This is a genomic window from Mesorhizobium sp. M6A.T.Cr.TU.014.01.1.1, assembly GCF_004022765.1.
Classification (GTDB): domain Bacteria; phylum Pseudomonadota; class Alphaproteobacteria; order Rhizobiales; family Rhizobiaceae; genus Mesorhizobium; species Mesorhizobium mediterraneum.
Genome location: NZ_RZPG01000154.1, coordinates 1 through 387, shown reverse-complemented (window position 1 = coordinate 387; position 387 = coordinate 1). Strand labels below are relative to the sequence as shown.

The following is a 387-nucleotide window of genomic DNA, read 5'->3' as shown; positions in this document are numbered from 1 at the left end:
CCGCTATGCGGGTCGACACCTGGCGCACCACCGACAGGTCGTGGGCGATGAAGATGTACGTGAGATTGAGCTTCTCCTGCAGATCGGCAAGCAGGTTGACGATTTGTGCCTGCACCGACACGTCGAGCGCGGAGACGGGTTCGTCCAGGACCACGAGGTCCGGGTTCAGGGCAATAGCCCGCGCGATGCCGACGCGCTGGCGTTGTCCGCCGGAAAATTCGTGCGGAAACCGCATGACGTGATCCGGCAGCAAGCCGACAAGGTCGAACAGTTCCGCCACGCGTTTGGTGATCTCGCTCGACGAGAGCCTGCCATGGATGCGCAGCGGCTCGGCCACCAGGTCGCCGACGCGCCGGCGCGGATTGAGCGACGCCGACGGGTCCTGGA

The 387-nt window shown here is 65.1% G+C and carries 1 protein-coding gene; it reads right to left on the bottom strand.

Annotated elements, in window-relative coordinates; translation table 11 throughout:
- On the bottom strand, positions 1–387 hold a 387-nt coding region (locus EN885_RS33375; protein WP_128335275.1), incomplete at both ends, for an ATP-binding cassette domain-containing protein.